This is a genomic window from Sphingomonas sp. Leaf37 (assembly GCF_920939475.1).
GTDB lineage: Bacteria > Pseudomonadota > Alphaproteobacteria > Sphingomonadales > Sphingomonadaceae > Sphingomonas.
The window spans coordinates 103189-127910 of record NZ_CAKLAX010000002.1; the positions used below are offsets into that span (position 1 = coordinate 103189).

The window sequence follows — 24722 nt, forward strand, 5'->3', positions numbered from 1 at the left end:
GGTCAGAAGAGGCGCTCTGATGGACGAGCGTCGTCGAACTGGCAACACGCGGTTGCGCTGTGGGAGCCGCCTCTGCTAGCCGCAGCCTCATGTCCGTAGACACCGCCACCGTGAAGAAGGTCGCCGCGCTTGCGCGCATCGCGATCACCGACGAGGACGCGACGCGCCTCGCTCCCGAACTCAGCAACATCCTCGGCTGGATCGAGCAACTGGGGGAGGTCGATACGACCGGCATCGAGCCGATGACCGCGGTCATCCCCAACCACCTGCGCCTGCGCGACGACGTCATCAACGCCGATCCGCTGACCGGCGGCGGGATCCGCGACCAGCTGATGGCGAACGCTCCCCAGGCGGAGCATGGCTTCTTTACCGTCCCCAAGGTGATCGAATAATGGCCGACCTGACCGATCTCGGCATCGCCGGCATCCGCGACGGTGTGCGCACCGGTGCATTCTCCGCCGTCGAAGTGGCCGACGCCTTCGTGGTGAAGGTGGCCAAGGCCAAGCCGCTGAACGCATTCCTGGTCGAGACGCCCGACCATGCGCTGTCCGCCGCCCGCGCCGCCGATGCCGCCCGCGCGGCGGGCGAGACGCTCAAGCCGCTGGCGGGCGTGCCGATCGGGATGAAGGACCTGTTCTGCACCAGGGGTGTGCAGACGACCGCGGCGAGCCACATCCTCGAAGGGTTCGTGCCGACCTACGAATCGACCGTTTCACAGAACCTGTGGGACGCGGGCGCCGGCATGTTGGGCAAGCTCAACATGGACCAGTTCGCGATGGGGTCGTCGAACGAGACGAGCGCGTTCGGCAACGTGATCTCGCCATGGCGGCGGCCGGGCGACACCGCACCGCTGGCACCGGGCGGCTCGTCTGGCGGCAGTTCTTCGGCGGTGGCGGCACGGCTGTGCCCGGGCGCGACCGGCACCGACACCGGCGGCTCGATCCGCCAGCCGGCGGCGTTCGTCGGGATCAGCGGGATCAAGCCGACCTATGGCCGTTGTTCGCGCTGGGGCACGATCGCGTTCGCCTCGTCGCTCGACCAGGCCGGCCCCATGGCGCGCGACGTCCGCGATTGCGCGATCATGCTGGAGGCGATGGCGGGCTTCGACAAGAAGGACGCGACCTCGCTCGATCTCGACGTGCCGAAGTGGGAGCACGGCCTGTCGCCGAGCCTCGCCGGCAAGCGCGTCGGCATCCCGAAGGAATATCGCGTCGATGGCATGCCCGAGGAGATCGAGGCGCTGTGGCAGGCCGGCATCGACTGGCTGAAGGACGCTGGTGCCGAGATCGTCGAAGTGTCGCTGCCGCACACCAAATACGCACTGCCCGCTTATTACATCATCGCACCGGCGGAGGCCTCGTCCAACCTCGCGCGTTATGACGGCGTTCGCTACGGCTTGCGCGACCTGCCCGAAGGGGCGGGGTTGCAGGACATGTACGCCGCGACCCGCGCCGACGGCTTCGGTGCGGAGGTGAAGCGCCGGATCATGATCGGCACCTACGTGCTGTCGGCGGGCTTCTACGATGCCTATTATACGCAGGCGCAGAAGGTGCGGGCGCTGATCGCCCGCGACTTCGAACTGGCGTGGGACAAGTGCGACGTGCTGCTCACCCCGACCGCCCCATCGGCCGCGTTCGCGCTGGGCGAGAAGTCGGCGGACCCGATCGCGATGTACTTGAACGACGTGTTCACCGTGCCGTCGTCGCTGGCCGGACTGCCCGCGATGAGCGTGCCGGGTGGCCTCGACAAGGCGGGCCTGCCGCTGGGATTGCAGATCATCGGCAAACCGCTCGACGAACAGGGCGTGCTGAACGCCGGATTGGCAATCGAACAGCGTGCCGGGTTCACGGCGCGACCGAATGCGTGGTGGTAGACCTGTGTCGCGTCCGGTGTTACCGAGGTAACACCGGAGACGTACGATGAACGCACCGCTCGACAAACGCACCACGACGAACATGACGAGCAAGGGTCAGGTGCTGATCCCCAAGGACGTGCGCGATGCGATCGGCCTGGTGCCTGGCCGTCCCGTCGACGTCGGGGTCAACGATCGCGGCGAGGCGGTGGTCGTGCCGGGGCGTCGCTGGCCGGATGAGTCCCCTGAAGAGCGCAAGGCGCGACTCGACGGCTTCTTCGCCCGCATGAGCAAACGTCCGCATTTCACGCGGTCGGGTGCGGACATCGTGCAGGACTTGCGCGGTGACGAACCGCTGCCGTGATCTTGCTCGATACCAACATCATCGCCGACCTCTTGAGCAATTCCGGCAGCGCCGAATCCAAATGGTCGCGCCGCAGTTACGATCTAGCCGAACGCTCCGACGTGCTGGTTTGCAACCATATTGTTCTGGCGGAGGTCGCAGCCGGATCGGATCTGCCCGATGATCTCCTTGATGATCTCGACCGTCTGCACGTCGACGTGCTGCCCCTGACGGTCGAGGCCGCACTCGCCGGTGGCCGGGCGTTCGGCGATTATCGTCGACGCGGCGGCAAGCGGGAGCGCGTGCTGCCGGATTTCCTCATTGCCGGTCACGCCGAAGCGCTCGGCGCCGTGCTGATGACCCGCGATTGCCGCATGGCCCGCTATTTCCCCGACCTCACCCTAATCACGCCAGAGACTCATCCATGACCGACACCAGCTATCGCATCCAGGGCGCCACCGGCGAGTGGGAGGTCGTGATCGGGTTGGAGGTCCACGCCCAGGTCACCTCGAACGCCAAATTGTTCTCGGGCGCGGCGACCGAATTCGGCGCGGAGCCGAATACGCAGGTCAGCCTCGTCGACGCGGCCATGCCGGGCATGCTGCCGGTGCCGAACATGGAATGCATCCGTCAGGCGGTGCGTACCGGCATGGCGATCGATGCGCAGATCAACCGCTGGTCGCGTTTCGATCGCAAGAACTACTTCTACGCCGATCTGCCGCAGGGCTATCAGATCAGCCAGTTGTACCATCCGCTGGTCGGTGAGGGGACGGTCGAGATCAGCCCGGACGACAAGAACCCCGATGCGACCAAGGTGATCGGCGTCGAGCGCATCCACGTCGAACAGGACGCGGGCAAGCTGATGCACGACCAGCATCCGACTCGCTCCTACGTCGACCTCAACCGCTCGGGCGTCGCGCTGATGGAGATCGTCAGCCGGCCCGACATGCGCTCGCCCGCGGAAGCGGGGGCTTACCTGCGCAAGCTGCGCGCGATCCTGCGCTATGTCGGGTCGTGCGATGGCAACATGGAAGAGGGCTCGATGCGCGCCGACGTCAACGTCAGCGTGCGCAAGCCCGGCGACGAGCTCGGCACGCGGACCGAGACGAAGAACGTCAACTCGGTCCGCTTCGTGATGGCGGCGATCGAGTACGAGGCGAAGCGGCAGGTCGAGGTGCTGGAGGACGGCGGCCGCATCGTTCAGGAAACGCGGCTGTTCAACGTCGAGAGCGGCACGACGCGGTCGATGCGGTCGAAGGAAGATGCGCACGACTACCGCTACTTCCCCGACCCCGACCTGCTGCCGCTGGAGCTGGAGGAGGATTTCCTCGCCGATTGTCGCGCTTCGCTGCCCGAGCTGCCCGACGCCAAGCGCAAGCGGTATGAGGCGCTCGGCATCTCCGCCTATCAGGCGAACGTGCTGACCGCGGAGGTCGAGGCGGCGCGCTGGTTCGATACCCTGCTGGAGGCGGGCGCGAAGCCGGTCGCGGCGGCGAACTGGACGACGTCGGAGCTGTTCGGGGCGCTCAACCGCACCGGGCGCGATATCGCGACGTCACCGGTGTCGCCGACGCAGGCGGCTGAGTTGCTCGCGCTGGTCGCGGACGGCACACTCTCGGGCAGCCTCGCCAAGCAGGTGTTCGAGGTGATGCTGGAAACCGGCGACGCACCGGCCAAGATCGTCGAGGATCGCGGCCTGAAGCAGACCAGCGACACCGGCGTGATCGAGGCGGTGATCGCCGAGGTGATTGCGAAGAACCCCAACCAGCTCGCGCAATATCGCGGCGGCAAGGAAACGCTGTTCGGCTTCTTCGTCGGCCAGACGATGAAGGCGATGGGCGGCAAGGCCAATCCGGCAGTGGTCAACGAACTGCTGAAGAAGGCGCTCGGCTGATGCTGCGGCGGTCGGTCGTGCTGGGTCTGGCGCTGCTCGCCGGTGCCGTATCGGCGCAGCAGGCGCCGTTACCCGCGCCGCCACCTGCGCCGCTCCCGCGGGTGGCGCTGGAGACGACTGCCGGCCGCATCGTGATCGAGGCGGACACCGTGCGCGCACCGATCACCGCGGCCAATTTCCTCAAATACGTCGATCGCAAGCGGTTGGACGGCGTCGTCTTCTACCGCACCGTAAAGGTCGCCGACCGGTTCGGCTTCGTGCAGTTCGGCACCAACGGCGACCCGAAGCGGGCGCTGCCGCCGATCAAGCACGAACCGACGACGCAGACCAGGCTCCATCATACCGACGGCACGATTTCGGTGGCGCGCTTCGCGCCGGGAACGGCGACCGGGGATTTCACCATCAGCGTCGGCGACCAGAGCGCCTCGCTCGATGCCGACCCGGGCAAGCCGGGCGACAACCTGGGCTATGCCGCGTTCGGGCGGGTGGTCGAGGGAATGGACCGGATCGTAACGATCATGGACGCCCCGGTGTCGCCGACCGCAACGGTGCGCGGGTCCTTCAAGGGCGAAGTGCCGGTAACGGCAGTGAAGGTGTTATCCGCAAGGCGGATCGGGGCGTAGGTCCATCCCGGCCAATGCCGGGACAAAGGATTTCCATCGCCGGATGTGGCGGGCCGACACGACGGAAACAAAAAAAGGCGGCCCCCGCAAGGACCGCCTCTCCAATTCCGACGCCAAGCTATTGCTGCGTCAGATCCTGGTTCTTCACCACGCCGCCGGTGCCGCTATTGCCATCGAACTCGCCCGTATCGGTAAAGCGCACCGGCTCGTCCCCGCCTTCGCCACGCGCGACCGCGTCGGATCGGGCCTCGACCGCCTGCTGGATATCCGGGCGAGGATCGTCACGCTCGCCATCGGGATTGCTGTCCGGAGCATCCTCAGGCAGCGCGTCGACGTTCGGATCGATCTCGGCCATCGTCAGATCTCCGCCGGCTGAGACGTGCCGGGATCGCCCGCAGGCATACCGGGCGACGGGATGTCGATGTCCGGGCCGGGCGTCGTCACCTCGGGCGGCGGGCCGTCGGGCTGAACCGGCTGCGGATCGGGGGCGGGCATTTCCTGCGGGGGTTGCGTGGCCATGTCAGTCTCTCCTTCAGCCACCCCAACGCCCCGAAATCGCGCAAGTTGCCTCAATGCTTGCCCCCGGACGTCACGCTGGTATAGACGCGCGCCCAAGGGAATGCGCGACGGATGTCGGGTAATCCTACGGCAGGTCCTTCGTGCGGGCGTGGCGGAATTGGTAGACGCAGCAGGTTTAGGTCCTGCCATCGCAAGATGTGGGGGTTCGAGTCCCTTCGCCCGCACCAGTCCCGCCGCTGCTATGCGGGGCGACAGCCACAAGAATTTGTTCGAGATTTCTCAAGATTGAAGGCCGGATATGCAGACTGTCGAGACGTTGAACGAGGGCCTGAAGCGCGCCTACACGCTGACCATCACCGCCAGGGATATCGACGCCAAGGTCGATGCCGAAGTGAAGCGCGTCGCGCCGCAGGTGAAGATGCCCGGCTTCCGCCCCGGCAAGGTGCCCGCGAACCTCGTGCGCAAGATGCATGGTGAATCGCTCGCCGCCGACGCGCTCAACACCGCGATCCAGCAGGGCGTGCAGCAGCTGCTCGCCGACAACGCCCTGCGTCCCGCGATGCAGCCGTCGGTCGCGCTCAACGACGACTATGCGCCCGGCAAGGACGCCGAGATCACCGTCGAGATGGAAGTGCTGCCGACCGTGCCGGCCCCCGCGATCGACGCACTGAAGCTGGAGCGGCTGACCGTGCCGGTCGCCGACGAACTCGTCGATGAGCAGCTCCAGAAGTTCGCCGACCAGTCGAAGAAGTGGAACGACGCGGACGACAAGGCCGCCGATATGGGCGACCTCGTCACCGTCGATTTCCTTGGCAAGACCGCCGATGGCGTCGCGTTCGACGGCGGCACCGGCACCGACATGGGCGTCGAGCTCGGCTCGGGCCGTCTGATCCCGGGCTTCGAAGAGCAGCTCGTCGGCGTCAAGCTGGGCGAAGAGAAGACGCTCAACGTTACCTTCCCCGAGGATTACGGTGCCAAGGAACTCGCCGGCCAGCCCGCGACGTTCGACATCACCGTCAAGAAGATCCAGGTCGCCGCGGAGAGCGCGATCGACGAGGATCTGGCCAAGAACCTGGGGCTCGAGAGCCTCGAGCAGCTCCGCGGCCTGATCAAGGGTCAGATCGAGCAGGAGCATAACGGCCTCACGCGCACCCACATGAAGCGCAAACTGCTCGACCAGCTCGCCGAGGGTCACGATTTCGAAGTGCCGCCGTCGATGGTCGAGGCCGAGTTCGCGCAGATCTGGCAGCAGCTCGAGCACGAAGCGACGCACGAGGAAGACCCCGCCGCGGCTCTCGCCGAGATGGAGTCGGAGCGCGACGATTACCGCAAGATCGCCGAGCGCCGCGTGCGCCTGGGCCTGCTGCTGTCCGAGATCGGCCAGGCGAACGGCGTCGAGGTGTCGCAGCAGGAAATGAACCGCCTGATCGCGCAGGCCGCGCAGCAATATCGCGGCGAGGACCAGCAGCGCTTCATCCAGTACGTCCAGCAGGAGCCGATGGCGGCCGCCCAGCTGCGTGCGCCGCTGTATGAGGACAAGGTCGTCGACTTCCTGTTCGAGAAGGCCGACGTGACCGACCGCGAAGCGACCCGCGAGGAGCTGGAAGCCGCGATCGAGAGCGAGGACGGTTTCGCGACCGGGACGCACAGCCACGACCACGACAACCACAAGCCGAAGGGCAAGAAGAAGGCCGACGCCGCCGAGGGCGAGGCCAAGCCGAAGAAGGCCGCAGCCAAGAAGCCGGTCGCCAAGGACGACAATGCCGGCGTCGAGGCCGAGGAAGCGCCTGCCGGCGAAGAGGCCCCCGCCAAGAAGCCGCGCGCCAAGAAGGCCGCTGCTCCGGTCGAAGCCGAGACGGCGGTAACGGAATCGTCGCCCGTCGCGGCCGAGGCAGCCGAAGGCACGGAAGCCGCCGATGCGCCCGCGAAGAAGCCACGCGCCAAGAAGGCGAAGAGCGAGGCGTAACGGCTGGGGAGGGCGCTGCTCTCCCCCACCTCCGTCACCCCGGACTCGTTCCGGGGTCCACGGTGCGGCGACCGGAATCGCTAGAGGCTCATTGGTATCCTGTGCGGACGGGTGGACCCCGGAACAAGTCCGGGGTGACGGCGATATCTGGGAAGACCTCCTAAATCCGTCATCCCGGCGAACGCCGGGACCCATGGAGGCACTAGGCTGATTAGGAGCGCAACGGCAGCGTTCTGGCAGCCATGGGTCCCGGCGTTCGCCGGGATGACGGTTTAAAGGGCAAAGCTCGACTTGCCTTCGTCATCCCCGCGCAGGCGGGGATCCATAGGCGAGAGGCTCTCGATCTATCGACGCGTTACCGGCTATGGATCCCCGCCTGCGCGGGGATGACGATCGATTGGGCAGACACCGATTGGCAGAGGCCGATCGTGCAGACAGGGAGCCAGAATGACGCAGCCGACCATCGCCGTCCTGCTACCCTGCTATAACGAAGCCGCTGCGATCGCGCAGACCGTCGCGGGCTTCCGCGCCGCGCTGCCGGACGCGAAAATCTACGTCTACGACAACAACTCGACCGACGACACGATCGCCGTCGCCCGCGCCGCCGGCGCGATCGTGCGTACCGAGCGCATCCAGGGCAAGGGCAACGTCGTCCGCCGGATGTTCGCCGATGTCGACGCCGACGTCTATGTCATGGCCGACGGCGACGCGACCTACGACGCCGCCTCCGCCCCCGCCCTCGTCGCGCGCCTGTTGGGCGAGCAATGCGACATGATCGTCGGCAGCCGGATCAGCCAGGTGCAGGAAAGCTATCGCCGCGGCCATCGCTTCGGCAATGCGGTGCTGACCGGCATGCTCGCGCGGCTGTTCGGGCGCAGCTTCACCGACATCCTGTCGGGCTATCGCGTCTTCTCGCGCCGCTTCGTCAAGAGTTTCCCGTCGCTGTCGTCCGGATTCGAGATCGAGACCGAGATCAGCGTCCACGCGCTCGAACTGAAGATGCCGTGCGCCGAGATCGAGACGCCATATTACGCCCGCCCCGAGGGGTCGGCATCGAAGCTCAGCACCTATGGCGACGGGTTTCGCATCCTGTCGACCATCCTGACCCTCTATCGCATCGAACGGCCGCTGCTGTTCTTCGGCGCGATCGGGGCGTTGTTCGCGGCGCTGGGGGTGGTGCTCGGCGTACCGTTGGCGCTCACCTATATGCAGACGCATCTCGTGCCGCGTTTCCCGACCGCGATCCTCATCACCGGGCTGATGATCATCGCCGCCCTGTGCGTGTTCGCGGGGCTGATCCTCGACACCGTGGTGCGGGGCCGGCGCGAAGTGCGGCGGCTGGCCTATCTGGCACATCCCGCACCCTCTGCCGGGGGTTGAACTCCCCTGCCGGAGCGCCGATGTTGGCGGCTCTGAGGGCATAAGAGAGACACCCATGCACAATCCGTTCGAGACCGGCGATTTCATGAACCCGATCGCCCACGCCGGGCTCGGCCTGCAGCAGACGCAGGCAGGTCTGGTTCCGATCGTGATCGAACAGTCGAATCGCGGCGAGCGTTCCTTCGACATTTTCAGCCGCCTGCTGCGCGAGCGCATCATCTTCGTCACCGGCGGCGTCGAGGATGGCATGGCCAGCCTGATCACCGCGCAGTTGCTCTTCCTCGAGTCCGAGAACCCGAAGAAGGACATCTTCATGTACATCAACTCGCCGGGCGGTGTCGTCACGGCGGGCATGGCGATCCACGACACGATGCAATACATCCGGCCGCGCGTCGGCACGGTCTGCATCGGTCAGGCGGCGTCGATGGGCAGCTTCCTGCTCGCCAGCGGTGAACCGGGCATGCGCGTCGCGCTCACCAACGCGCGGATCATGATCCACCAGCCGTCCGGCGGCGCGCAGGGCATGGCGTCCGATATCGAAATCCAGGCACGCGAAATCCTTCGCATCCGCAAGCGGATGAACGAGCTGTATTCGCAATACACCGGCCAGCCGATCGAGGAGATCGAGCGCCGGATGGACCGCGATACGTTCCTGGAAGCGAACGAAGCTAAGGACTTCGGTCTGGTCGACGAGGTGTTCGACAAGCGCCCGGCACCGACCGAGGAAGCCGCGAAGGCGGCGTAAGGGCGCGGATACGCGGCGGATCGTTCCATTAGGGACGTTTCGCCGTTGTGGTTTGCGTAACGGCCGGGCTACCATGCCCGGCCTCACCAGCGGGTCCGATCCCGCGACAAGGAAGTGTGAATGACGAAATTGAGCGGTGGCGACTCGAAGAGCACCCTCTACTGCTCGTTCTGCGGCAAGTCGCAGCACGAGGTCCGCAAGCTCATCGCGGGCCCGACCGTGTTCATCTGCGACGAGTGCGTCGAGCTGTGCAACGACATCATCCGTGAAGAGACGAAGTCGGCTCTGGTGTCGAAGAAGGACGGCGGCGTGCCCACTCCGCAGGAGATCTGCGACGTCCTCGACGATTACGTCATCGGTCAGAAGCGCGCCAAGCGGGTCCTGTCGGTCGCGGTGCACAACCATTACAAGCGGTTGAACCATGGCGCCAAGGGTGCCGACGTCGAGCTGTCGAAGTCGAACATCCTGCTCGTCGGCCCGACCGGCTGCGGCAAGACGCTGCTCGCGCAGACGCTGGCCCGCATCCTTGACGTGCCGTTCACGATGGCCGACGCGACGACGCTGACCGAAGCCGGTTACGTCGGCGAGGACGTCGAGAACATCATCCTCAAGCTGCTCCAGGCCTCCGATTATAACGTCGAGCGGGCGCAGCGCGGCATCGTCTACATCGACGAGATCGACAAGATCAGCCGCAAGGCGGAAAACCCGTCGATCACGCGCGACGTGTCGGGCGAGGGCGTCCAGCAGGCGCTGCTCAAGCTGATGGAGGGCACCACCGCCAGCGTCCCGCCGCAAGGTGGCCGCAAGCATCCGCAGCAGGAATTCCTGCAGGTGGACACGACGAACATCCTGTTCATCTGCGGCGGTGCCTTCTCGGGTCTCGAAAAGATCATCGGCGACCGTTTGCAGGGCAAGTCGATCGGCTTCGGTGCCTATGTCGCCGCTCCCGAAGAGCGTCGCACGGGCGAGATGCTGCGCCAGACCGAGCCGGAGGATCTGCTGAAGTTCGGGCTGATCCCCGAATTCGTCGGCCGTCTGCCGGTGATCGCGACGCTGGAAGACCTCGACATCGACGCGCTCGTCAAGATCCTGAAGGAGCCGAAGAACGCGCTGGTGAAGCAATACCAGAAGCTGTTCGAGATGGAATCGGTCGACCTGGGCTTCACCGACGAGGCGCTGGTCGCGGTCGCCAAGAAGGGCATCGAGCGCAAGACGGGCGCGCGCGGCCTGCGGTCGATCCTCGAGGCGATCCTGCTCGACACGATGTTCGACCTGCCCGGCATGGACGGCGTCGACGAGGTCATGATCGACAAGGATGTGATCGAGGGTCGTAAGGAACCGATCCGCGTCTATGCCGAAAAGAAGAAGGACGGGGCCGGCGCTGCCGCCTGATCCTGCCGCTTCGGAACGAGGAAAGGGCGTCGCGCAAGCGGCGCCCTTTCTGTTTTCGGATATCGCCTGAACCTGACCGCTTCACTCTTCGTACGTCATCCCGGCGTTCGCCGGGATGACGGAAGGGAGGGGTGCCAGCACCGCAAGTACCGGCATCCCGCTCGTCATCTCCCCTCCTCATCCGGCGTTAACGCGGCATCGTTCATGACGGCGCACCAATCGACAGGACAACGATGGCAGCGACACGGATCGAATCCGCACCGACATTCAGTTCAGGCTGGCGCAGGGGCAGGGGGCCGCTGGCGGTACTGCCGCCGTTGCTGTTCCACGATCGACGGCCGTGGCTGGCGATCCTGATCGGATGGGTGCTGACGATCGTCGGCAGCATGCTGATCAGCTACGTGGTCGCCTATCTCGTGCCGAACAATCCCGGGCCCGATCTCGGCGATGCGTCCGCCCCGGTGAAGCTGTTCCTCATCGCCGGATTCAGCCCGGTGGTCGAAACGCTGATCATGGCCGGCATCCTCGCCGTGCTGTTGCGGTTCCTTGCGGGATGGCAGGCGGTGATCGCCAGTGCCGCGATCTGGGGCGTATTGCACAGCCTCGCCTCGCCATTGTGGGGCGCCGTGATCTGGTGGCCGTTCCTGATCTTCTCGACGTTGTACGTGACGTGGCGACCGCACGGATTCTGGAAGGCGGTCGGGATCGTCGCCGCGGTGCACGTTCTTCAGAACCTGTTCCCGGCGATCCTGATCGTCATGGGGTATTGAGCGAGGACGAACCGGCGACGCGGGCGCCGCCGGTTCGTCGCTGCATCAGGGCTTGCCGATCTGGTCGGCCTGCGCGCCGCTGTCGGGCCGGGCGGGGCCGAGGATGGGTTCCTCGCCCAGCGGTTCGTTGCGGAAGGTCGTGAATTCGCCCTTGCCGTCGATGGACGGGCCGCTGGTCCACCGGCCTTCGGGTGCGGTGCCGTCGATCGAGGTGACGTAGAAGTTGTAGTTGTTCTGCTGGTCCTCCTCGCTCTGCGGGAAGCTGTTGGGGATCGGGACCTGCGCCGCCGCACCGCCCAGCTCCTCCACCACGGCCAGCCACTGGTTCTGGTGCATCGTGTCGCGCGCGATCATATAATGCAGCATCTTCTTCATGCCGTCGTCGTGCGCGGCGTTGAACAACCGTACGGCCAGCACGCGGCCGGTGCTTTCGGCGGCGACGTTGGCATACATGTCGGCTGCGATGTTACCGCTGGCGTAGATGTGGCTCATGTCGAAGGGCACGCCGTCGGAATCGACCGGCATCGCGGACAGGCCGGACGACAGCAGGTTCTTGTGGATGATCCCCTCGATCGCGTGGCGGGGACGTTCGCCGCCCATCACCGCGCCGACGATGCCGTCCGCCGCACCCTGTTCCTGAAGCGAAGCGGGGGCCTTGTCGAGGTTGAGCGCCACCGCGGTCGCCAGCATCTCGATGTGGCCGATCTCTTCGGTGGCGGTATTGAGCAGCATGTCGCGATATTTCGTCGTCGGCGCGCGATTCCCCCACGCCTGGAAAAAATACTGCATACAAACCCGTATCTCCCCCTCCACGCCGCCGATCGCCTGTTGCAGCATGCGCGCGAATTGCGGATCCGGCTTTTCGACGGTGACGGGGTACTGCAGTCGCTTGTCGTGATAATACATGACGGGCGTCTCCTGTATGATCGTGAGGATCGACGCCGGCAGAGTGCCGACCCCATGCTAACTGTTCCAGGGGACAAAGGGTTTGTTGCGAATGGATAACAAATGCGAGTAATCGTAATAACTTACATCACGAACCTGCCGCAGGATCGGTGACGTGACCATTTCGAAAGGTAAATCGCACCCATCAACGTCCGGCGGTTACGGAGCTTTCATTCACGCAAAGCATTAGCCTTGCGTAACGATGGGAAGACCTTTGCGTGGCGGCTGCGACGAACGATGCGAACCCGACAGGCTGGATGGGGCTTCCGCCTTGGGCGATCCTGTTTCCCGCGGTAGGCATTCCGGCGGTGCTGCTATCGATTTACGGCATGGGGACCGCCGGCACAGGTGTCGCGGCGATCATCCTGATCGGTTCGGTCGTCGCCGCGGTCCATCATGCTGAGGTCGTCGCCCACCGCGTCGGTGAACCGTTCGGTACGCTGGTGCTGGCGGTCGCAGTGACGGTGATCGAGGTGTCGCTGATTGTGTCTTTGATGCTGTCGGGGTCGGATGATGTCGCCGCGCTGGCCCGTGATACGGTATTCGCCGCAATAATGATCATCCTCAACTTCATCATCGGCATCTGCCTGCTGACCGGCGGGCTGAAGCATGGCGAGCAACGTTTCACGTTGCGCGGGATCAGCGCCGCGCTGGCGACGCTTGCGGCGCTGGTGGTGTTGTCACTGATCCTGCCGAATTACACGACCAGCGCCGCGGGGCCGACCTACGCGCCATCGCAGCTGATCTTCGTCGCGATCGTCAGCCTGGTCCTATATGGCACATTCGTGTTGGTGCAGACGGTACGCCACCGCGATTACTTCCTGCCGGCCGGCGATATCGAGCCTGAGGCGCATGCGCCGCCGCCGACCGACCGGACGGCATGGGTCGCGTTCGGCATTCTGTTGGTCGCGCTGGTCGTCGTTGTGATGCTCGCCAAGGGGTTGTCGTCGCAGGTCGAGGATGCGATCTTAGCCGCGGGACTACCGCACGCGATCGTCGGCGTCGTCATTGCCGCGCTGGTACTTGCGCCGGAAAGCCTCGCCGCGGTCAATGCGGCGCGGCGCGACCGGTTGCAAACGAGCCTCAATCTAGCGCTGGGATCTGCGCTGGCGACGATCGGCCTGACGATTCCTGCGGTCGCGATTGTCAGCCTGATGCTCGGCTTGCCACTGGCCCTTGGCATCGGGGCGAAGGGGATGACGTTGCTGGCGCTGTCGTTGTTCGTGACGACCATTTCGCTCGGTACCGGGCGAACGACGGTATTGCAGGGCGTCGTTCACCTCGTGATCTTCGCTGCCTATCTATTCACGACAGTGATTCCCTGAGCGTTCGGCCGGCGCGGCTTTCCAAGCCGATCCGGCGTTCGGCTGCGTCTGACCCAAACGCGTGGTGCGGGTGGGAACATTGCGGCCGTCCGCGCTTCTCTTCGATGCTGGGCCGCCGGACTGCATGCGTCACAAAAAGCCGGGGATGAACCGCTTCACCCGCGTGGCATAGGCGACATAGTGGGCGCCAAACGTTGTATGGAGCAGCCGTTCCTCGCTGCGGATCCGTAGCCACGTTCCCAGAGCGTAGACGGGCAGCGCTATCCCCAGCCGCGCCGGATGCCCCAGCGCCACCGCAATCGCGATCACCACCATGCCGAGCGCGGTGTAAATCGGATGACGGACCCATGCGAACGGCCCGTGTGTAACCAGTCGATGATCCTGCCGCATCCGGGCAACCAGGCTCCAGTCATCGCCCAATGCCACTGTCGACCAGACGAATAGGGCAAGCGCGCCGCCTGTCAGTATCGCGGTGATCGCGGCGGCAATTAGCGCGGGTGCTTCCAGCGGATCGAGCTTAACGCTGGTACCGCTGCCGGTGACGGCGACGAACGCGAGCGCCTGCACCGCAATGCCGATCATCGATGGCAGGTCGCGCCCGGCGTCGCGCCTCGGGTCGCGATCGGAACGTCGTTGCCAGCGCACCGCGACCAGCGCGACCACGAACAGGAGCAACCCGGTCGCCAGCACGGCCAGACCCGGCAGGCCCGCCACGCCAGTCATCGTGGACGCTGTATGCCGGCGAGCCACAGTCCAGCGGTGATCTGCGCCGCTGCATAGAGCCTGCGCCGGCCCGGCCGATCGACGAACGGCGCGACCGCCTTCTCCGCACCCAATGCGTCGTCTTTCCACAGGTCGACATGCCGCCGTGGCTGAACCAGCCCGACCAGACCGTCGCCGACCATGAAGATTGCTGCCATCTCGGCGATCCGTCCGGTCCAATTGGTGCCCGGCGCGCTCATTGTGCGCTGGCTCGTCTGGCGGCCTGTGCGGCCCGCCATGCCTGCGTCTCCTCGACCGCGACGTTGCGACGCAGAATCTTCGCATCCGGATCGACGATGAAATGGGTGCCCGTCGCGACTGTTAGCGTGCCGTGGCCCTTGATCATCGGCAATAGCTCCGTCCGGCCCGCGACCTGCACCTCCACCGGCATGGGGAAGGCACCGCCGCCGGGCACGTTCCACCCGAGGGTCACTGTGTCGCCTATGCGGCTCGCAAGCAGTTCGGGCAGCGCCGCCTGCCGCAGATATACGTCGAAGAACCACCCATAATCCTTGCCGGTTACCTGCCGCACGAAGGCTTCGTATTCGGCACTCGAACCGAACCGCGGAACGAAATTGCCTGGACGCGGATCGGCTCGGCCGTAGACCGCGAGCGTCGTCACCTTCCAGAAGGCGTCGTCGCCGATCAGGTTGCGCAGGGCGTGCAGCATCCACGATCCCTTGACGTAGATGTCTTGCCCGGCGCCGCCCTTCTCCGCTTCATAGACCTCTTCCTCGGTGATGACGCGGCCCTGCACGATTGGTTTAAGGTTCATGATCGTGGCGCGCTGGCTCTGCATCATCGTTGCATAGCGGGCGCGGCCCTCGCGCCATTCGCCATAAGCGGGCTGCATGTAGCTGCCATAGCCCTCGTGCAGCCAGTAATCGTCCCAGTTCGCTGCGGTCAGCTGGTTAGCGAACCATTCGTGGGTGAATTCGTGCTGGAACAGCCAGTCGAACCCCTCGACCGCCTTGGCATATTCGTTGCCGTAGGCGTTGATCGTCTGGTGTTCCATGCCCTTGTGCGGAGTTTGCACCACGCCAACCTTCTCGTCGCCGAAGGGATAGGGGCCGACCTTCGCCTCGAAGAAGTCGAGTGTGGGCGCGAATTCGGCGAACAGCTTCTCCGCTTGCTCCCGTTCGCCAGGTAAATACCAGTAATACATTGGAATGCTGTTGCCGAAGCGGCTTTTGTAGGTACCGCTGATCTCTTCATACGGGCCGACGTTGAGTGCGATGGCATATGTGTTCGGATTGCGCGTGCGCCAGTTCCAGCGCGTGCGGCCGTCCGGCAACGTGTCGATGCCGACCAGCTTGCCGTTCGAGGGAGCCTTCAACCCTTTGGGTACGGTGATGTGCAGATCGACGACGCCGGGCTCGCCGGTCGGGAAGTCGAGGCACGGCCAGAACAGGTCGCAGCCATAGCCCTCTGCAGTGGTGGCGAACCATGTCTTGCCATCGGGCGTCTTCGACCAGACCATGCCGTCGTCCCACGGTGCGCGAACCGCAACGTGCGGAGTGCCGCCATAGGTGATGCGTGCGGTGACCTTACCGCCGGTGGCTATGGTGCGGGGCAGCTGGATGGTGAGTCGCCCTTCGGGGTTGGACCAAGCCGCCGGTTTCAGCGCGACGCCATCGATCGCGATGGCGGCGACGGGTAGGTTCTTGTCAATATCTATCAGCAGGCGGTCGACCGCGCTTTTCGCAGTGAAGCTGAGGGTGGCGACGCCGTTGAGCGTCTCGGTGTCCGGCAGCACCTCGAAGCTGAGATCGGCGCTGTCGAAGCGGAGCGCGAGCTGTTCTGCCGGGCGGATACCACCCGACGTCTTGGTTAGTTCAGTGATCGCGGGTTCGCCCTTCTTTGGAAGGGGCGTCGCGGCGAGTAGGGCGAGGGCCGGTAAAGTCAGGAATAATCGCATAGTCTTCTTCCTAGGTCCCCGTTGCTTTAGCGGGGGAGGGAGGGAGACCACCACGGAGCGGCGGTGGAGGGGACTTTCTTGCAAGCCACGCCATTCGCGGCTTACCTCGCTCGTCACGGCTTTGCCGTGCCACTTCCCCCTTGCAGAGGAGGATTTGGCCTCTTCTCTTTCCCTTGGGCTGTTTTCCACGCCTGGAACGCATCCACTGCGTCATCCTGTTTCAGGATACGCGACATGGGATCGACGACGACATGTGCCCCTTCGGCAACGGTAATCGTCGCCAACCCACTCGTCATCGGCACCTTCTGAACCACGTCGTTGATCGCGACTTCGACTGGCAGCGGGAAGGGCTTGCCGTTGGGGGCGGTCCATTTGAGCGTCAGTTGCGTCGCGTTGCGGTTGACCGTCAGCTTGGGCAGCGCCGTCTGATACAGGTAGACGTCGAAGAACCACTGCCAGTCCTGCCCCGTCACCTGATTGACTATGGCGATGAACTCCGGCGTTGTGCGGAATTGCGGCATGAAATTGCCCGGCGCTGGATCGGGGCGGCCATAGACTTCGCGGCGCAGAATTTCGGCGAACGCCTTGTCGCCCAATGCATTGCGTAGCGTGTGCAACGTCCACGATCCCTTGGTGTAAATATCGCCGCCGCGCCCGGGGGAGCGTTCGTAAACGTCCTCGGCGCTCTGCGGCTTGCCGGTGACCAGCGGCGACTGGTTCTGGATGCCCGTCCGGCTCGCCAGCATCATCGCGGTGTAGCGGCCGTCGCCCTCGCGCCAGCGGCCATACAGCGGCTGCATATAAGCGGTGAAGCCTTCGTGCAGCCAGAAATCGTCCCAGTTGCTGGCCGTGAGCTGGTTGGCGAACCATTCATGGCCGAATTCGTGCTGGAACAGCCAGTCGAAGCCTTCCGGCGCCTTGGCATATTCGTTGCCATAGGCGTTGATCGTCTGGTGCTCCATGCCCTTGTGCGGGGTTTCGACCACGCCGACCTTCTCGTCCGCCCACGGATAGGGGCCGACGACGCTTTCGTAGAAATCGAGCGTCGGCGCGAATTCGGCGAACAGCTTTTCCGCCTTCTCCTTCTCGCCGGGCAGATACCAGTAGAACATCGGAATTTCGTTGCCGAACCTGCTCTTGTAGGTGCCGCTGATCTCCTCGTACGGGCCGACGTTAAGCGCAATGCCATACAAGTTGGGGCGCTTGACCTCCCAATTCCACGTGCTGCGTCCGTCGTCGAAGCGGTCCACCCCAAGCAATTTGCCGTTCGACGGCGCCTTAAGCCCCGCGGGAACGGTGATGTGCAGCGTGATCTTCTCGGGCTCGTAAGTCGGATAGTCGATGCACGGCCAGATCAGGTCGCATCCCTCCATCTGTACCGCCGTTGCGACCCAGGGCTGGCCATCGGGTGTCTTCGACCAGACGAAGCCGCCGTCCCATGGCGCGCGTGGGGCGGTGTGTGGGCGGCCGCCGTAAACTATTTTTACCGAGAGCTTGCTGTCCTTCGCCACCTTTTTCGCCAGCGTGATCGTCATCCGGCCTTCGGGATTGGCGAAGCCCGCGTCGACGCCGTCGACCTGCACCGAGGTCACGGTGTAGTTCCTGTCGAGATCGACGACGATCCTGTTCGTCTTTTCGAGCGCGGTGAAGGCCAGCGTTGCGGTGCCGTTGATCACCTCGCGCACCGGATCGACCTCGATCTGCAGATCCGCGGTGTCGAGCGTCAGCTTCTTTTGCAGCGGATCGAGCGGCCCGCCGGACAGCGACGTCTGCGCCGTGATCGGCGGCTGGCCCTTCTCCGCGGCGATCCCCGCCGTCGATAGCAGCAGCAAGGCAGCGAAGGGCAGGCGAAGCGACATCGTATACTCCCGGTTGGACGTTAACGGTTTCGACTCTCTCATCCCCGATGACAAGTCCTGCCGCGCCTGCCTCGCGACGATTGATGGATGCGGACCGATCCCCATATAGTGCATCAAAGCCGCCCCGTTCGAAGCGGCACCGGAGTATCCATGACCACATTCCCCGTTCTGCCGTTGCGCGATATCGTCGTCTTCCCGCACATGATCGTGCCGTTGTTCGTCGGACGCGACAAATCGGTCGCCGCGCTGGAAGCGGCGATGGGCGCCGACAAGGAGATCTTCCTCGTCGCGCAGCTCGACCCGGCCGAGGACGATCCCGGCCGCGAGGATTTGTACGAGGTCGGCGTCACCGCCACCGTGCTGCAATTGCTGAAGCTGCCCGACGGCACGGTTCGCGTGCTGGTCGAGGGCAAGGCGCGCGGCCGGCTGGGCGAGCTGTCGGAGGCCGACAATTACCTGCAATCCACCGTCGATATGTTCGAGGAGCAGGAGGCCGAGGGTATCGAGGTCGAGGCGCTGATGCGTTCGGCGGTCGAGCAGTTCGAAACCTATGCCAAGCTGAACAAGAAGCTGCCGTCAGAGACGGCGCAGCAACTCGCCGAGATCGAGAAGGCATCGAAACTCGCCGACGCGATCATGGCGAACGTACAGGTCAAGGTCGCCGACAAGCAGGCGCTGCTGGTCGAGCCCGATCCGGTCAAGCGGCTGGAAATGGCGTATGCGCTGATGGAAGGCGAACTCGGCGTCCTGCACGTCGAGAAGAAGATCAAGAGCCGCGTCAAACGCCAGATGGAGAAGACGCAGCGCGAATATTACCTCAACGAACAGCTGAAGGCGATCCAGCGCGAACTCGGCAACAGCGACGACGAGAGCGACGGCGACGAGATCGCCGAGCTGACGCAGAAGATCGCGACGCTCAAGCTGTCGAAGGAAGCCCGCACCAAGGCGACGTCGGAGCTGAAGAAGCTGAAGACGATGGCGCCGATGAGCGCCGAGGCGACGGTGGTGCGCAACTACCTCGACGTGCTGCTCGGCCTGCCATGGGGCAAGAAGTCCAAGATCAAGAAGGACATCGCCGCCGCACAGGCGGTGCTGGACGAGGATCATTACGCGCTTGAGAAGGTGAAGGACCGGATCGTCGAATATCTCGGCGTGCAGGCGCGCACCAACAAGCTGAAGGGGCCGATTCTGTGCCTCGTCGGCCCTCCCGGCGTCGGCAAGACCTCGCTCGGCAAGTCGATCGCCAAGGCGACGGGGCGCGAGTTCATCCGCCAGTCGCTGGGCGGCGTGCGCGACGAGGCCGAGATCCGCGGTCATCGCCGCACCTATATCGGCTCGCTGCCGGGCAAGATCGTGACCAACCTGAAGAAGGCCGGCACGTCCAACCCGCTGTTCCTGCTCGACGAGATCGACAAGCTCGGCCAGGATTTCCGCGGCGATCCGGCATCGGCGCTGCTCGAAGTGCTCGACCCGGAACAGAACGGCAAGTTCAACGATCATTACCTCGAGATCGACATCGACCTCAGCGACGTGATGTTCGTCTGCACCGCGAACACGCTCAACCTGCCGCAGCCGCTGCTCGACCGGATGGAGATCATCCGGTTGGAGGGCTATACCGAGGACGAGAAGGTCGAGATCGCCAAGGGCCATCTGATCGAGAAGCAGATCGAGGCGCACGGGCTGAAGGCGGGCGAGTTCACGCTCACCGACGAGGGCCTGCGTGCGCTGATTCAGATGTACACCCGCGAGGCCGGCGTGCGTACGCTGGAGCGCGAGATCGCGCGGCTGGCGCGCAAGGCATTGCGCCAGATCCTCGAAGGCAAGACGACCAGCGTCACGATCACGCCCGACAACCTCCACGAGTTCGCCGGCGTGCAGAAGTACCGCCACGGCTTGGGCGAAACCGAGCATCAGATCGGTGCGGTCACCGGCCTCGCTTGGACCGAGGTCGGCGGCGAATTGCTGACGATCGAGAGCGTGACGGTGCCGGGCAAGGGCGGGATCAAGACGACCGGCAAGCTCGGCGACGTGATGAAGGAATCGGTGCAGGCCGCCTTCAGCTTCGTGCAGGCGCGCAGCCCCAGTTATGGCATCAAGCCGTCGCTGTTTCACCGTAAGGACATACACATCCATCTGCCCGAGGGTGCGGTGCCCAAGGATGGTCCGTCGGCCGGCATCGGCCTGGTCGTGTCGATCGTCTCGACGCTGACCGGCGTGTCGGTGAAGAAGGACGTGGCGATGACCGGCGAGGTGACGCTGCGTGGCCGCGTGCTGCCGATCGGCGGACTCAAGGAAAAGCTGCTGGCGGCGTTGCGCGGCGGCATCACCACGGTGCTGATCCCGCAGGAGAACGAGAAGGATCTCGCCGACATCCCGCAGAACATCAAGGACGGGCTGACCATCGTACCGGTGAGCCATGTCGACGAGGTGCTGAAGCTCGCGCTGACCGAGCCGCTGGAGGCGATCGACTGGACCGATGCCGACGAACTCGCGGCGCTGCCGCCATCGGGGGTTGCGCCTGTGGGCGGCGAACTGCATCACTGAGGAAGGCCGTTTGGGGCCGCGTGTTAACGATTTGGAACCGCCGTGCCTGCGATGGCGCGGCGGTTGCCATTGACTCCGCCGGTCAGGACAGCCTTACTCGCTGTTATGGCTTGGTAACGATTCTTCCGAAGTATACGAAGGGGGCAGTATTTCCATGAACAAGCAAGAGCTGATCGCGACGGTCGCGGACACCTCGGGTCTCGCCAAGGGCGATGCCATCAAGGCGGTAGAGGCGGTGTTCGACGCTATCTCGGCCAGCCTGAAGAAGGGTGACGAGGTCCGGCTGGTCGGGTTCGGCACCTTTTCGGTGTCCAAGCGCAAGGCATCCACCGGCCGCAACCCGCGCACCGGCGAACCGATGACGATCAAGGCATCGTCGCAGCCGAAGTTCAAGGCCGGCAAGGGCCTGAAGGATTCGGTCAACTAAACCCGACAATCCGGGCTGGACAGGCGAAGCGGTGCCCCGTAAAGGCCCGCTTCCCGACGGCATCTCCAGCAATGGAGCCGAGGATCGGGGGCGCGTAGCTCAGCGGTAGAGCACACCCTTCACACGGGTGGGGTCACAGGTTCAATCCCTGTCGCGCCCACCATGACAGCCCGCCAGGTCGCATGACCGGCGGGCTTTCTGGTTTTTAGAGCGAATGTGCCTTGTTCGTACCCGGGGAAGGCGGCGGCCCGGTTCCACCGACAATGAATCCGCGGCGCGTCACCGATCGCATTCCCACGCGTAAACGGCGCATTGCCCGTTCATGTCCGCTTTCGTCGTTTCGCAGCGGGAACAATCCGTGTTGACCGGAATTAAGCCTTTCACATGCAGTGAAAAGGGAGAGTGACCATGGTGGAATATACGACCGATAGCGCCGGCAACCGCGTCGTCGTCGAGCGTCGCGGCGGCGCGGGCCGTGTGATCGGCATCGTCGCGCTGGTAGCCGCGGTGATCGTGGCACTATTGTTCTTCACCGGTTTCTGGAGCGCGGACGTCAAGAAGGGCGCATTGCCCGACGTCGACATCAGCGCGAAGGGCGGCGCCCTGCCGGACGTCGACCTCGATTCGAAGAAGGTCGTCGTCGGCACCAAGGAAACCACCGTCGAGGTGCCCAAGGTGAAGACGGAGAAGGAGACCGTATCGGTCCCCGTCGTCGGCGTGGCGGACAACGGCGAGAAGTAATCCCCGGATTTCGGGTCGATGGGATAGGGGCGTCCTTCGCGAGAAGGGCGCCCCTTTCTTTATGCCTTGCTCGTTCGGCGCACGCAGACGGCCGGGGCAGCCGGGATTGGCGGCGTGTTTCCGCGAGCCTCCCGGTTCGACGCTTGCCTCCCCCTCCGTCACGGCTTCGCCGCGCCACCTCCCCCTTGCGGGGGAGGAATGGGATGGCACTCGTCTTGTGACGTTTCTTGTTGGTCCTCCGTCGCTTTAGCGGGGAGGGCGCGCGCCGCGGCCGTCGGGGCGGGGGCGTCGGGGCAGGTCGTTTGGTTCGACGCTTGCCTCCCCCTCCGTCACGGCTTCGCCGCGCCGCCTACCCCTTGCGGGGGAGGAATGGGCTGGCGTTCGTCCTTGTGACGTTTCTTGTTGGTCCTCTGTCGCTTTAGCGGGGAGGGGGCGCGCCGCCGCCGTCGGGGCGGGGGCGTCGGGGCAGGTCATTTCGTTCGACGCTTGCCTCCCCCTCCGTCACGGCTTCGCCGTGCCACCTCCCTCTTGCGGGGGAGGAATGGGATGGCGTTCGTCTTGTGACGTTTCTTGTTGGTCCTCCGTCGCTTTAGCGGGGAGGGCGCGCGCCGCCGCCGTCGGGGCGGGGGCGTCGGGGCAGGTCGTTTGGTTCGACGCTTGCCTCCCCCTCCGTCACGGCTTCGCCGTGCCACCTCCCCCTTGCGGGGGAGGAATGGGATGCGTGACCTTCCCTTGTGTTCGTCCCTCGCTTTGGTGGGGGAAGGGGGGGCCGCCGGCGTCGGTGGTGGTGGAGGGGGCGTTTTCGTACGCTGTCCGTTCGATGATTGCTCCCGGTCACGGCGCGGGTCCGTAGGCTGTCACAAAACCGTCCCACCTCCGTAACGATACCGTCTCCAAAACCTCACGCAGGAGTCACGGTACGCTCCTAACCGCCGCTGCAGGGATCGGCAGAGGGGGAGCCTTGGCCGGTCGCGGGCAGCGATGCCTGAATGGCGACAACGAATTACGACCGGGAGCTTTCGATCATGGTGAGCAACACGCGCATCGGCCAATTCCTCATGGCCTCCACGGCCTGCCTCGCGCTGGCCGGTTGCGGCGGCGCAGACAGTGTCGCATCGCCGGGCGCAGGCAGCGTTACGATCGTACAGCCGATCGTAACGCCGACGCCGACCGCACCGACACCGACCCCCAGCGCGATCACTGCGGCGCAGTTCGCCGCCGCGACGACGGTCAATTCGATCACGATCACACCCGACGAACAGCTCGCGATCGTCAATGCCGGCACCAACAACAATGTCAGCGGCATCGGTTCGACGATCAACGGCGTCTATCCGGTCGCGGCCGCATCGCTGACGACGGCAACCGATCCGTCGTCGATCAACAGCTTCTTCACGAGCACCAACTTCGTCGGCGCGCTGAACGGTCCGAGCGACACCAGCTTCCAGGGCTGGACCTGCAATTCGACCTCGGCCGAATTCGGCGGTTCGGGCGCGCGCTGCACCGCGGTGCCGAACGTCGGCGCGCGTGTCGCCGCGTCGGTCTGCCCGACCGGCACGACCGCCAGCGATGTCGTCGGCGGCTTTCAGGGCTGTCTGATCCCGCAGAACATCACCACCAACCTGACGCTGCCGAAGATCGCCGGCGTCTATTATCGCCTGCGCGGCCAGACTGAAGTCGGCACCGACCTCGGCACCACCGGCGCGGCCGGCGTGACGCTGACGATCGAGCCGGGCGTCGTTGTCGCCGCCGATTCGTCGGAGCCGACCAACGACCTGCTGCTGGTCAACCGCGGGTCGAAGATCAACGCGGTGGGCAATCGCGACAATCCGATCGTCTTCACCTCGCAGCAGAACCTCGCCAGCAACGGCGTGTCGGACGCGACGCAGGGCCAGTGGGGCGGGATCATCCTGCTCGGCCGTGCACCGGTCGGCGTCTGCGCTGCGGGCACCGGCCCGAACAACGCAGCGGGCAGCTCGACCACCTGCCAGCAGGCCATCGAGGGCGTCACTGGCCGCTTCTACGGCGGGCCGACGGCGGCGGATTCGAGCGGGCAGATGTCCTACGTCCAGATCCGCTATTCGGGCATCGCGATCAGCGATGGCAACGAATTGCAGGGCCTGACGCTGGGCGGCACCGGTTCGGGCACCGTGCTCGATCACATCCAGAGCCACAATTCGGCGGATGACGGCATCGAGATCTTCGGCGGCAACACCAACATCAAGTACATCGCCGTGACCGGCGCCGACGACGACGGGTTCGACATCGACAACGGCTATCGCGGTTTCATGCAGTTCATGATCGCGGCGCAGCGGACGCTGGGCGCGACGCCGGACAGCTTCTCGACCGAAATCGACTCGAACAATGCCGAGGATCTGCTGCCGCGCACGTTCTCGACCTACGCCAACTTCACCTTCATCCAGACCGCGCTGGCGCCCGCCGCGATCCGCCAGCGTGGCGGTTCGGACATGCGCTTCGTCAACGGTGTGGTGAAGTCGGTGAACACCGTGGCCTGCGTCAACCTGATCGCCGGCGAACAGACCAGCGGCGGCCGCTCGACCGTCCGCCCGGCGGACTCCGCGCTGCAGGACTTCGGCCCGCCGTCGTTCAACTCGGTCTACTTCGCCTGCCAGGGCCGCTGATGACGGGGGGCGACCTGCCCCCTCTCACGGCATCGGGTCCGGGGTGGCGGCGACGCCGCCCCGGATACCTTTATAATA

The 24722-nt window shown here is 65.0% G+C and carries 23 protein-coding genes and 2 tRNA genes; 18 read left to right on the plus strand and 7 right to left on the minus strand.

Annotated elements, in window-relative coordinates:
* Positions 1 to 89 precede the first annotated feature (89 nt).
* From gatC to LRA87_RS05735, 6 genes are read left to right on the plus strand one after another with little or no spacing between them, the layout of a single operon-like run.
* Positions 90 to 392: an Asp-tRNA(Asn)/Glu-tRNA(Gln) amidotransferase subunit GatC gene (gene gatC / locus LRA87_RS05710; RefSeq protein ID WP_230629985.1), complete on the plus strand. Its 303-nt coding sequence runs from the start codon at positions 90 to 92 to the stop codon at positions 390 to 392.
* Entirely contained in the window at positions 392 to 1873 is a 1482-nt protein-coding gene (gatA, locus tag LRA87_RS05715; RefSeq protein ID WP_230629987.1) for an Asp-tRNA(Asn)/Glu-tRNA(Gln) amidotransferase subunit GatA, read from the plus strand. Before gatC ends, gatA begins: the two co-directional genes overlap by 1 nt.
* Positions 1874 to 1919: 46 nt before the next feature.
* Positions 1920 to 2216: an AbrB/MazE/SpoVT family DNA-binding domain-containing protein gene (locus LRA87_RS05720; RefSeq protein WP_230629989.1), complete on the plus strand. Its 297-nt coding sequence runs from the start codon at positions 1920 to 1922 to the stop codon at positions 2214 to 2216.
* A 2-nt stretch (positions 2217 to 2218) separates the two neighbouring features.
* Entirely contained in the window at positions 2219 to 2623 is a 405-nt protein-coding gene (locus LRA87_RS05725; protein WP_230629991.1) for a type II toxin-antitoxin system VapC family toxin, read from the plus strand.
* Positions 2620 to 4089, plus strand: a complete 1470-nt coding sequence (gene gatB / locus LRA87_RS05730) for an Asp-tRNA(Asn)/Glu-tRNA(Gln) amidotransferase subunit GatB (RefSeq protein WP_230629993.1) — start codon at positions 2620 to 2622, stop codon at positions 4087 to 4089. The genes LRA87_RS05725 and gatB overlap by 4 nt, the downstream gene beginning before the upstream one ends.
* Positions 4089 to 4712 carry a peptidylprolyl isomerase gene (locus LRA87_RS05735; protein ID WP_230629995.1) on the plus strand — a complete coding sequence of 208 codons (624 nt, stop codon included), beginning with the start codon at positions 4089 to 4091 and terminating at the stop codon, positions 4710 to 4712. Before gatB ends, LRA87_RS05735 begins: the two co-directional genes overlap by 1 nt.
* Before the next feature lie 118 nt (positions 4713 to 4830).
* Here LRA87_RS05735 and LRA87_RS05740 read toward each other — a convergent pair whose 3' ends face one another.
* Both LRA87_RS05740 and LRA87_RS05745 read right to left on the minus strand, forming a co-directional pair.
* Positions 4831 to 5067: a hypothetical protein gene (locus LRA87_RS05740; protein ID WP_230629996.1), complete on the minus strand. Its 237-nt coding sequence runs from the start codon at positions 5065 to 5067 to the stop codon at positions 4831 to 4833.
* Positions 5068 to 5069: 2 nt separating this feature from the next.
* Positions 5070 to 5231, minus strand: a complete 162-nt coding sequence (locus LRA87_RS05745; protein WP_230629997.1) for a hypothetical protein — start codon at positions 5229 to 5231, stop codon at positions 5070 to 5072.
* A gap of 142 nt (positions 5232 to 5373) precedes the next feature.
* On the opposite strand from LRA87_RS05745, the gene LRA87_RS05750 reads away from it, so the two are divergent.
* From LRA87_RS05750 to LRA87_RS05775, 6 genes are all read left to right on the plus strand, one after another.
* Positions 5374 to 5458 (plus strand) — tRNA-Leu (locus LRA87_RS05750).
* Between the two features lie 71 nt (positions 5459 to 5529).
* Complete coding sequence (gene tig / locus LRA87_RS05755; protein ID WP_230629999.1) at positions 5530 to 7197, plus strand: trigger factor; 1668 nt, start codon at positions 5530 to 5532, stop codon at positions 7195 to 7197.
* A gap of 447 nt (positions 7198 to 7644) precedes the next feature.
* The gene (locus LRA87_RS05760; RefSeq protein WP_230630000.1) at positions 7645 to 8577 is read left to right on the plus strand and encodes a glycosyltransferase family 2 protein; all 933 of its coding nucleotides are present in this window, start codon (positions 7645 to 7647) and stop codon (positions 8575 to 8577) included.
* Positions 8578 to 8632: 55 nt separating this feature from the next.
* Complete coding sequence (locus tag LRA87_RS05765; RefSeq protein ID WP_329958584.1) at positions 8633 to 9322, plus strand: ATP-dependent Clp protease proteolytic subunit; 690 nt, start codon at positions 8633 to 8635, stop codon at positions 9320 to 9322.
* A 120-nt stretch (positions 9323 to 9442) separates the two neighbouring features.
* Complete coding sequence (clpX, locus tag LRA87_RS05770; protein WP_230630002.1) at positions 9443 to 10714, plus strand: ATP-dependent Clp protease ATP-binding subunit ClpX; 1272 nt, start codon at positions 9443 to 9445, stop codon at positions 10712 to 10714.
* Between the two features lie 233 nt (positions 10715 to 10947).
* Positions 10948 to 11484: a hypothetical protein gene (locus tag LRA87_RS05775; protein WP_230630004.1), complete on the plus strand. Its 537-nt coding sequence runs from the start codon at positions 10948 to 10950 to the stop codon at positions 11482 to 11484.
* Positions 11485 to 11529: 45 nt separating this feature from the next.
* Here the strand turns inward: LRA87_RS05775 and LRA87_RS05780 are convergent, their stop codons facing one another.
* Positions 11530 to 12390, minus strand: a complete 861-nt coding sequence (locus tag LRA87_RS05780; RefSeq protein ID WP_230630006.1) for a manganese catalase family protein — start codon at positions 12388 to 12390, stop codon at positions 11530 to 11532.
* Between the two features lie 296 nt (positions 12391 to 12686).
* Between LRA87_RS05780 and LRA87_RS05785 the strand changes: the two genes are divergently transcribed.
* The gene (locus LRA87_RS05785; protein ID WP_230630008.1) at positions 12687 to 13754 is read left to right on the plus strand and encodes a calcium:proton antiporter; all 1068 of its coding nucleotides are present in this window, start codon (positions 12687 to 12689) and stop codon (positions 13752 to 13754) included.
* A 129-nt stretch (positions 13755 to 13883) separates the two neighbouring features.
* Here the strand turns inward: LRA87_RS05785 and LRA87_RS05790 are convergent, their stop codons facing one another.
* The 4 genes from LRA87_RS05790 to LRA87_RS05805 all read right to left on the minus strand — a co-directional run bounded on the left by LRA87_RS05790 (position 13884) and on the right by LRA87_RS05805 (position 18293).
* Positions 13884 to 14477, minus strand: a complete 594-nt coding sequence (locus tag LRA87_RS05790; RefSeq protein WP_230630010.1) for a methyltransferase family protein — start codon at positions 14475 to 14477, stop codon at positions 13884 to 13886.
* A complete protein-coding gene (locus LRA87_RS05795; protein WP_230630012.1) occupies positions 14474 to 14755 on the minus strand; it encodes a hypothetical protein in 282 nt (93 codons plus the stop codon). The genes LRA87_RS05790 and LRA87_RS05795 overlap by 4 nt, the downstream gene beginning before the upstream one ends.
* The gene (locus LRA87_RS05800) at positions 14713 to 16434 is read right to left on the minus strand and encodes a M1 family metallopeptidase (protein ID WP_230630014.1); all 1722 of its coding nucleotides are present in this window, start codon (positions 16432 to 16434) and stop codon (positions 14713 to 14715) included. Before LRA87_RS05800 ends, LRA87_RS05795 begins: the two co-directional genes overlap by 43 nt.
* A 113-nt stretch (positions 16435 to 16547) precedes the next feature.
* Positions 16548 to 18293, minus strand: coding sequence for a M1 family metallopeptidase (locus LRA87_RS05805; protein ID WP_230630016.1), 1746 nt, complete (start codon positions 18291 to 18293; stop codon positions 16548 to 16550).
* Between the two features lie 150 nt (positions 18294 to 18443).
* On the opposite strand from LRA87_RS05805, the gene lon reads away from it, so the two are divergent.
* From lon to LRA87_RS05830, 5 genes are all read left to right on the plus strand, one after another.
* Positions 18444 to 20837, plus strand: coding sequence for an endopeptidase La (gene lon, locus LRA87_RS05810; RefSeq protein ID WP_230630018.1), 2394 nt, complete (start codon positions 18444 to 18446; stop codon positions 20835 to 20837).
* A gap of 154 nt (positions 20838 to 20991) precedes the next feature.
* Positions 20992 to 21264, plus strand: coding sequence for an HU family DNA-binding protein (locus tag LRA87_RS05815; protein WP_163958216.1), 273 nt, complete (start codon positions 20992 to 20994; stop codon positions 21262 to 21264).
* 88 nt (positions 21265 to 21352) lie between these two features.
* Positions 21353 to 21427: transfer RNA gene (locus LRA87_RS05820), tRNA-Val, on the plus strand.
* A 245-nt stretch (positions 21428 to 21672) separates the two neighbouring features.
* Positions 21673 to 22005 carry a hypothetical protein gene (locus tag LRA87_RS05825; RefSeq protein ID WP_230630020.1) on the plus strand — a complete coding sequence of 111 codons (333 nt, stop codon included), beginning with the start codon at positions 21673 to 21675 and terminating at the stop codon, positions 22003 to 22005.
* 1025 nt (positions 22006 to 23030) lie between these two features.
* Entirely contained in the window at positions 23031 to 24644 is a 1614-nt protein-coding gene (locus LRA87_RS05830; RefSeq protein ID WP_230630022.1) for a hypothetical protein, read from the plus strand.
* Positions 24645 to 24722: the final 78 nt, after the last annotated feature.